Source organism: Pseudomonas sp. NPDC086278 (assembly GCF_050280905.1).
GTDB lineage: Bacteria > Pseudomonadota > Gammaproteobacteria > Pseudomonadales > Pseudomonadaceae > Aquipseudomonas.
In genome coordinates this window covers 44,692-53,210 of sequence record NZ_JBNNWE010000039.1, presented here as the reverse complement: position 1 = coordinate 53,210, position 8,519 = coordinate 44,692, and the positions used below count along the sequence as shown (strand labels likewise).

5 protein-coding genes are annotated in these 8,519 nt (G+C 59.7%); 4 read left to right on the top strand and 1 reads right to left on the bottom strand.

Annotation, left to right across the window (positions count from 1 at the left end; genetic code table 11):
• From ACQKP4_RS14490 to ACQKP4_RS14475, 4 genes are all read left to right on the top strand, one after another.
• The coding region (locus ACQKP4_RS14490; RefSeq protein WP_427634138.1) for a PLP-dependent aminotransferase family protein at positions 1 to 1,257 on the top strand (1,257 nt) is incomplete at its 5' end.
• Between the two features lie 123 nt (positions 1,258 to 1,380).
• Entirely contained in the window at positions 1,381 to 1,674 is a 294-nt protein-coding gene (locus tag ACQKP4_RS14485; protein WP_427634137.1) for an antibiotic biosynthesis monooxygenase family protein, read from the top strand.
• A 148-nt stretch (positions 1,675 to 1,822) separates the two neighbouring features.
• A complete protein-coding gene (locus tag ACQKP4_RS14480) occupies positions 1,823 to 2,233 on the top strand; it encodes a cupin domain-containing protein (protein WP_427634135.1) in 411 nt (136 codons plus the stop codon).
• A 228-nt stretch (positions 2,234 to 2,461) separates the two neighbouring features.
• A complete protein-coding gene (locus tag ACQKP4_RS14475; protein ID WP_427634133.1) occupies positions 2,462 to 3,172 on the top strand; it encodes an ATPase in 711 nt (236 codons plus the stop codon).
• Between the two features lie 106 nt (positions 3,173 to 3,278).
• Here ACQKP4_RS14475 and ACQKP4_RS14470 read toward each other — a convergent pair whose 3' ends face one another.
• Positions 3,279 to 8,174, bottom strand: a complete 4,896-nt coding sequence (locus tag ACQKP4_RS14470) for an NAD-glutamate dehydrogenase (RefSeq protein ID WP_427634132.1) — start codon at positions 8,172 to 8,174, stop codon at positions 3,279 to 3,281.
• Between the last annotated feature and the right edge of the window lie 345 nt (positions 8,175 to 8,519).

Sequence of the window (8,519 nt, the reverse complement as noted above, 5' to 3'; positions counted from 1 at the left end):
CTGACTTACGAAAACTTTCTCACCGGGGTGATCGGCAAAGGCACGTACGTCAATGCGCGGGCGGCCAAAGGCCTGCCCAAGCAAAGCCATTCACAACTGGCGAGTGCCGAAGTGATCGAGGCATGGCGCAACCTGCCAGTGTTTCTGCGCCATCCAACGCTTGAAGGCTCGTTGCGGTATGACTTCATTGGCGGCGCCACCAGCAAGGGCCAGTTTCCCCAGGACGACTGGCGCCGCTGCACGTCCCACGCCTTGCGCCAAATGTCGGGTGCCAAAGGTTTCTACAGCCTGCCCGAAGGCTTGCCGGCGCTGCGCAACGCCATTGCCCGGCACATCGCGTTTTCACGCGGGGTCAATTGCCAGGACGAGGACGTGGTGGTGTGCAACGGTGCCCAACAGGCGCTCGACCTGATCTCCCGCGTGATGACGCGCCCCGGCAGCATCGTCGCCATGGAAGACCCCGGTTACCCGCCGGCGCGCCTGCTGTTCGGCAGCCACGGCGCCACGGTGATTGGCGTTCCGGTGGACGCCGAAGGCATTCAGGTCGACAAAATCCCCTTGGGCACGCGGCTGATCTACGTCACGCCGTCGCATCAGTTCCCGCTGGGCATGCCGATGAGCCAGGCGCGACGCGAAGCCCTGCTGGAGCGCGCCTACGAGTTGGGCGCGATCATTATCGAGGACGATTACGACAGCGAATTCCGCTACGAAGGCCGCCCCACCGATTCGCTGCAAAGCATGGATGAACGCGGCATCGTCGCGTACGTCGGGACATTTTCGAAAACCCTGCTGCCGGAGTTGCGCCTGGGTTACGCGATTCTGCCGCCGGCGATTCTCGACGCAGTGATCCGCGCCAAGCAACTCACCGACCTGCACACCTCGACACTTCCACAATGGGCCCTGGCCAAGTTCATCGCCGAAGGCTGCCTGCTCAAACACATCCGGCGCTGCCATACGATCTACGCGGGCCGCCGCGACCGGATACTCGCGAGGGTGGCCGACGACCTGTCTCCGTGGCTGGAGGCCGTGCCTTCAACCGCAGGATTTCACATGACCCTTATGTGCAAAGTGCCTATCGATATTGCGTTAGTGATCGAACTGGCAAAAAAGGTTGAAGTCGGGCTGTATTCCATCGACGCCTTCTTTTACCAGCAAGCGCCCAAGGCCGGGCTTCTCATGGGGTTTGGCGCCATCGACACCCTCGACATCGACACCGCACTGGACCGCTTGCGCGACATTTTGCAGCAAGTGGCCTGAACGATTGGTCTGTGACTTTAACCGCCGATTGGTCCTTGGCGGTCCGGAGGGACAGGCCTATCCTCCCTAGGCGTTATCCCTCAATGAGCAGGATTCGTCCGGCCTGATTCAGGAGTGTGAGCAATGTCCAACGAAGTGATCAATACCGTACAGGTCCAGGCCGCTGCCGGCCGCTCGGATGAACTGGGCAAGCAACTGCAAAAGATTGTCGAAACCCTGCGTGAGCTACCGGGCTGCGATTCCTATATGGTCGACCGCTGCCCCGAGGACACCAACCGCTGGACCGTCAGCGCCCGCTGGCAATCGGAAGCGGCCATGCAATCGCATTTCAACTGCCCGCAAGTACAAGGCTTCATCGGCCTGATTGACAACCAATTGGCGAATGCCGTGGATTTCAACAGCTTTCCGATCCGCTAAAACAAGATCAGACGATCGTCCGAATGGCGCAGCCTTCGGGCGATTTTTTTTGAATTGGCCTCCTCACCTTCGCGAATATTGGCTGTTTGATTGCCCCCCTGTGCGGTCTATCGTTGCTCCTGACGATAACCACTGCAGGTGATGAACCATGAAAGCTCTGCGTTTCCTTGCTGCCCCGCTGGCTGTACTCGCCCTGACCGTTTCCGCCGCTGCCATGGCTCATGACCCTTCCGAGAAGGTCACGGTGTTGCAGGACGAACTGCTGAAAAACGTCCCCGGCAAAAAAGCCATGATGATTGAGGTCGACTACAAACCCGGCCAGGCCTCGATTGCCCACAAGCACGAAGGCACCGCCATGGCTTACGTCCTTTCAGGTTCGGTGATTTCCCAGGTGAAGGGCGAGAAGGCGATTACGTACAAGACCGGCCAATACTGGTACGAACCCGCCGGTTCGGAACACCTGATCTCGAAAAATGCCAGCGCGACCAAACCTGCCAAGCTGCTGGTGTTCATGGTGTTGTCGCCGGACGAGAAAGTGTTGATCCCCCTGGAAAACTGATAGCTGGACCTATAGCTATAAATAAACCGGCGCAAACTTTGAATTTGCGCCGGTTTATTTCCGGGCGTAATTAACCGACCCTGTTTAAGCCGAATAAAACTATTACTTGCCGGGAAACGGCAGGCGATGACTGTTTAATTCAGCGGCGACAGGTTTAGTCTGGAATGACTGCCGAATAACTTTGGCGCTATCACTTTCCGACCCGGTTTGTTTCCCTGGAGTAACACCATGAAACTAACGCTTGTCAGTACCTTGACGATGACGGTTGTTTTAACGGGCTGTTCCATCCCCACCGCGCCCAACGCCGTGTCTTCGCTCGACGGCATCTTTACCGCGCCGGTCGGTCGCAGCAACGTGTCGAGCATTCCCAACGCTGGCCATGTTTCGCTGGGTATCGTCTACAGCCGCAACACCCAGACCAATCGCGCCTACCTGCGCGACTACCAGGCCAACGCCGGCACCGGTTTCGGCCAGAGCCTGCTGGTGCAGCCGATTCATGATGCCTACGTCGCCACGTCCAGACCCGATCTCGCCGTGGACTGGGTCAAGGCCTCGTTGCAGCGTCAGTTCGGTTCGGTCACGGTCTATCCCGACCTGCAAAGCCTCAAAGCAGCCAGACCGGAAGTGGTCGCCATTGTCGACAGCCGCAGCCAATTGATGACCTCGCGCAGTTCGGACATCCAGGCGGATGTGAGTGCGGACTTTTATGACAAGAACTTCAATTACATCGGCACTGCGCAAGGGCATGACGCCAAGTCACTGAGCCCGCTGTGGGCGGACTTTAAACGCAGCGAAGAGATTGTTGCGGATATAAACGAACAGCAAAACGTGCAAGTTCGGGCATTGCAAAAGTTTGACCAGTCGCTCAGTAATTTATTGACCAGGCCGACAACTAATATATCGATGATTAATAATCAGGCAGACCAGAAGTTGTATTGAGGCTGGTGGCCTTTTCGCGAGCAAGCTCGCTCCCACTTCCCCAAAACCATCAGCCAAAAAAAAGCCCCGCATCTCTCAATGCGGGGCTTTTTCATTCAGCGACGGATCAGGCCGCAGGCTCCAGCTCGGCGCTGGCCGCAGCAGGCACTACCGCTTGCCCGCTCAACGCCAGATCCAGCAGCTCACGGTTGGCTACCGCGTACATCGCGTAGTCAGTACCGCTCGCCGCGCGGATTTCCACCAGCATGGCGCGCCAGCGTTCGATCATGCCCTCGTGCTCTTCCATCCACAGCGCCAGGCGCGTTTCCACGTCCTGAGTGCCTTGGCCCTGTTGCAGGACGGAGATGGTGATGGCACGTTGTTGCCAGTCGACGTCGTCACGGAACGCTTCACGGGCCAGGGCTTGCCAGTTGTTTTCAACCGGCAGCGCGCTGATCTGTTGCAGGTACCAGGTGATGTCCAGTGCACTGCCGACGGCGAAGTAAGCCTTCGCCACATCTGCAGCGTTCTGGCCGGTCACGTCCGACGCTTCGATGATCGGCAGCAAGGTGTACAGGTGAGTGGTGCCGGCAACCATGCGCGCCAACAACTCCGGCACGCCTGCCGCAACGTACGCCTGATAGCGGGTCTGCCAGCCTTCACGGGTCGGGCCTTCCAGCAGTTCGTCGAGCTTGAGGCCCAGCGCTGCCAGATGTGGACCGAAGTGTGCGACGTCACGGGCAGCGTTCTGCTCGTTGCGACGGCTGCGCAGGAACCAGCGCGTTGCACGGCGGCCCAGACGCATCAGCTCGTCCATCAGCTCCAGTTGCACGTCAGCGGAAACCTGGTAGTCCAGGGCTTCGATCTGACGGAACCAGTGCGGGAGGTGGAAGATGTCGCGCACGATCACGTAAGCGCCAGCCACGTTCGCCGGGCTCATGCCGGTCGACTCTTTGAGTCGTTGAACGAAGGTGATGCCCATGTGGTTCACCAGATCGTTGGCGATCTGGGTGCTGACAATCTCGCGCTTCAGACGGTGACGGCGCATGGCTTCCGAGAACTTGCTCACCAGGCTTGGCGGGAAAGCGGTTTCCATGTCGCGGGTCAGGTAATCGTCGTCCGGCACCAGGGAATTGAGCAGCGCTTCCTTGAGATCGATCTTGCTGTAGGAGATCAGTACCGACAGCTCGGCACGGGTCAGGCCATGGCCTGCCGCGACGCGCTCGTTGATCGCTTCTTCAGCCGGCAGGAACTCGATGGCGCGATCCAGCTTGCCGCGGCCTTCCAGGTCGTTCATCAGACGCTTGTATTCGGCGATACGCTCGTAGGCACGACGCGCCGCCAGCGACAGCGCCTGGGTCTGCTTGTAGTTGTTGCCGAGCACCAGATTGCCCACTTCGTCGGTCATGCTCGCCAGCAACTGGTTGCGTTGCTTGTCGGTCATGTCGCCGGCCTGAACCACTTCGTTCAGCAGGATCTTGATGTTCACTTCGTGGTCGGAGCAGTCCACGCCACCGGCGTTGTCGATGAAGTCGGTGTTGGAACCGCCGCCATTGAGACCGAATTCGACACGACCCAGCTGGGTCATGCCGAGGTTACCGCCCTCACCCACGACTTTGCAGCGCAGTTCGTTGCCGTTCACGCGCAGCGCATCGTTGGCCTTGTCGCCGACATCGGCGTGGCTTTCGGTGCTGGCCTTGACGTAGGTGCCAATACCGCCGTTCCACAACAGGTCAACCGGTGCCTTGAGCAAGGCGTTCAGCAGTTCGGTCGGGGTCAGCTTGTCAGCCTGGATGTCGAAACGCTCTTTCATCTGCGGGGAAATCGCGATGCTTTTCGCGCTGCGGGAGAAGATCCCGCCGCCTTCGGACATGATGCTGGTGTCGTAATCCGACCACGCCGAACGCGGCAGGTCGAACAGGCGCTGACGTTCAGCGAAGCTGTTCGCAGGCTCAGGATTTGGATCGATGAAGATGTGCAGGTGGTTGAACGCGGCCACCAGTTGCAGCGTCTCGGACATCAGCAAGCCGTTGCCGAACACGTCACCGGCCATGTCGCCGACACCGACCACGGTGATGCTGTCTTTCTGGACATTGATGCCGCGCTCGCGGAAGTGGCGTTGTACGCCGACCCACGCGCCTTTGGCGGTGATGCCCATTTTCTTGTGGTCGTAACCTGCCGAACCACCGGACGCAAATGCGTCACCCAGCCAGAAGCCGTAGTCGATGGCGATGCCGTTGGCGATGTCGGAGAAGGTTGCAGTGCCCTTGTCCGCTGCCACCACCAGGTACGGGTCATCGTCGTCATGACGCACGACATTGACCGGCGGCACCAGTGCGCCGTCTTTCAGGTTGTCGGTGATGTCCAACAGGCCCGAAATGAAGATGCGGTAGCAGGCGATCCCCTCGGCCGCGATCTCGTCACGGTTGCCGCCCAGAGGCAAGCGCCGCGGCAGGAAGCCGCCCTTCGCCCCCACCGGCACGATCACCGAGTTCTTCACTTGCTGGGCTTTTACCAGGCCCAGGACTTCGGTGCGGTAGTCTTCTTCACGGTCGGACCAGCGCAGACCGCCGCGAGCCACGTTGCCGAAGCGCAGGTGCACGCCTTCGACGCGAGGCGAGTAGACGAAGATTTCAAACTTCGGTACTGGCTTCGGCAGTTCGGGAATCAGGTGCGGGTTGAACTTGAAGCTGAAGTAGGACTTGTTCTGACCGTTGGCATCGGTCTGGTAGAAGTTGGTCCGCAGCGTAGCTTTGATCAGGTCCAGGTAGCGACGCAGGATCCGGTCTTCGTTCAACACCTGGACGTCGTCCAGTGCGGTCACGATGGCTTGTTCCAGACGTTGCTGCTTGTCTTCCAGATCGTCGCTGGCCAGCTTGCGCGCCAGGTAGAAACGGGTCTTGAACAACCGGGTCAACTCGCGAGCGATGTCGGTGTGGTTGTTCAGGGTGCTGGCGATGTAGCCCAGGTCGAAGCCCAGACGAATCTGCTTCATGTAACGCGCATAGGCTCGCAGCAGCGCGACGTCGCGCCATGGCAGGCCGGCGGTCAGTACCAGGCGGTTGAACGCAACGTTCTCGGCTTCGCCACGCACGATGTGGACGAACGCGTCCTGCAACGTGTCGTTGAGTTGCTGGATGTCAAGTTCCAGGCCTTCGGCGGCGGTGAACGCGAAATCGTGAATCCAGAACTCGCGGCCATTGTTGTGACGCAGGCGGTACGGGAACTCACCCAGCACGCGCAAGCCGAGGTTTTCCAGGATCGGCAACACGTCGGACAGTGCCAGCGGCGTATCGGCGTGATACAGCTTGCAATGCAGCTCGCGCTGGCCGGAGACCTGGCCCAGTGGCTGATAGAAGCTCATCACCAGCGGATTTTTTTCGGTCAGGCTCAGCAGGTGCTGCATGTCGACCACGGCCGAGTGCGCGGCGAAGCGCTCGCGGTAGCCGGCCGGGAAGCCTTTCGGGAAGTCGGCCAGCACGTTGGTGCCGTGGGCTTCGCCGAAGCTTTCAACGACCAGGCTGGCGTAGTCGTCCTGCCAGCTGCGGCAGGCTTGCACCACTTCTTTTTCCAGCAGCACCGGGTCGATGTCGAGGCGGTTTTTCGGATCGACGCGCAGGATCAGTTGCACGCGAGCCAGCACGGACTCGGAGAAAAAGGTCCAGAACTCGCAGTCCGATGCTTTCAGGCGATCCATCAGCACTTGCTGGATTTTCTGCCGCACTTCGGTGGAGTAGATGTCGCGCGGCACGTAGGCCAGGCAGTAGCAGAAACGGCCGTACGGGTCTTTGCGCAGGAATACGCGAATCTTGTTGCGCTCCTGGATCTGCACGATCGACATCACGGTGGCGAACAGCTCGTCGACCGGGGTCTGGAACAGGTCGTCACGCGGCAGCACTTCAACCACCTGCGCCAGTTCCTTGCCCAGGTGAGCCTTGGACTGGAAGCCGGAACGGCGTTCGATTTCTTCGACCTTGCGGCGGATGTACGGGATGACCCGCACGCTCTCGCCATACACCGACGAGGTGTACAGGCCCATGAAACGGCATTCCTTGATAACGTTGCCGTCAGCGTCGATTTCACGGATCGACACGTAATCCGGGTAAGCCGGACGGTGTACACGGCTTGGGTGTGCGGCTTTGGCGAACGACAGCAGGGTCGGTTCGCGCAGGTAGTTCACGGCGTAATCTTCGATGCGCAGGTCATCGTAGGTCAGGCCGGTGCGCAGCAATTTGGTCAGGCCCAGGAACGAGTCCTGGTCATAGACGATGTGGCCGCCGTCGGCTTCATCGCGCACTACGAATTCTTCATAGCCGAGGAACGTGAAGTGGTTGCCCACCAGCCATTCCAGGAAGCTTTTGATTTCCGCTTTGGCTTCGCCATCGACCGCGAACTGGCTGTTGTCCAGGCCGGTGAGGAGTTCCTGGACCTTGGCTTTCATCGGTTCGAAATCGGCGACCGCGACGCGGACTTCGCCGAGCACCTGTTCCAGCTCTTTGCTCAGCACATTGAGTTCGGCCGCGTTGGCGCAACGGTCGATTTCCAGGTACATCAGCGATTCTTGCAGAATGCCTTCGCCCTGGGTGCCCTTCGGCAGGATTTCCAGCAACTCGCCCTTGCTGCCGCGACGCACGCTCAGCACTGTGGTTTGCAGGGTATGAATGCTGTAGCCGCGACGGTTCAGCTCGGTGCGCACCGAGTCCACGAGGAATGGCAGGTCGTGGTGCAGCACTTCGACCGCCGTGTGGGTCGACTGCCAGCCATGGCGTTCGTAATCAGGGTTGTAGACGCGCACTTGCGGCTGCGCGTGATCGAAGCGCTCAAGCAGGCGCCACGCAGAAAGGGTGCAGCCAGCGAGGTCGGACAACCGACGCTGAGTCAGTTCGTCCAGAGAAATGATGCCGAAGAATTGTTCAGCGAACAGCGCCACTTGTGGCAGTGCCTGTTCACTGATGTGCTGCGCCAGTGCCGCTTGCAGTTGGTGCTGGAAGTCGGCTTTGCTGGCTGCGGTGAAGAACGCCATCTGTGGTACTCCGCTTGGGCTTGTTATTGATGGAAGCGTCGCGTGCAAAACCCCTTTCGGGGCGATCCGTCATCCTGTTCCTGATTCTCGGGCAGAGGAAACAGGGAGACAGGTGGGTGAAGCTGGACGAGACACTCAGGTCACATTCACCTTCCATGAATGGGTATCGGCAAAAGCGCCTGCGCGATGAATTGCGCAATGCCTTTACGGGTATCCATTCGATGCGCAGCTTAACGAGTGCGACAACGTGCCTGCTTGCGGTGCTGCGACATATTCGGTCATCGGCACGTAACTCGCGCCGTCCGCATCGATCAACACTAGCAGCCGCACCGCCAATCGGGCGGT

What these genes read in the sequence shown, in the direction of transcription:
- ACQKP4_RS14470 (WP_427634132.1), bottom strand. Translation starts at nt 8,174, where the DNA reads ATGGCGTTCTTCACCGCAGCCAGCAAAGCCGACTTCCAGCACCAACTG.
- ACQKP4_RS14485 (WP_427634137.1), top strand. Translation starts at nt 1,381, where the DNA reads ATGTCCAACGAAGTGATCAATACCGTACAGGTCCAGGCCGCTGCCGGC.
- ACQKP4_RS14475 (WP_427634133.1), top strand. Translation starts at nt 2,462, where the DNA reads ATGAAACTAACGCTTGTCAGTACCTTGACGATGACGGTTGTTTTAACG.
- ACQKP4_RS14480 (WP_427634135.1), top strand. Translation starts at nt 1,823, where the DNA reads ATGAAAGCTCTGCGTTTCCTTGCTGCCCCGCTGGCTGTACTCGCCCTG.